This is a genomic window from Christiangramia marina (assembly GCF_048285865.1).
Classification (GTDB): domain Bacteria; phylum Bacteroidota; class Bacteroidia; order Flavobacteriales; family Flavobacteriaceae; genus Christiangramia; species Christiangramia marina.
On record NZ_JBLVTK010000104.1, the window covers coordinates 1 to 251 of the forward strand.

Annotated in this window: 1 protein-coding gene; it reads left to right on the forward strand. The window is 46.2% G+C overall.

Annotation, left to right across the window (positions count from 1 at the left end; genetic code table 11):
• The coding region (locus tag ACNKXS_RS15510; protein WP_417921671.1) for a hypothetical protein at positions 1–251 on the forward strand (251 nt) is incomplete at both ends.

Sequence of the window (251 nt, forward strand, 5' to 3'; positions counted from 1 at the left end):
GACCTAAGCAGTTATACTGCGGGCACCTATGTATTTACCTATACGGTAAGTCCGGAGGATGTAGATTCAGAGTGTCCATCAGACAATACAACAGTAAGTATTACCATAGACGATTCCTTTGAAGCCGGAACTGGTGGTAGTGATCGATTCTGTATTGATGAAGACCTGAGTTCAGTGAGTCTGTTTGGCCTGGTTACTGGCGGAGATGCCGGTGGTGTCTGGACAGATGCTTCGGATGTATCAGTATCAGA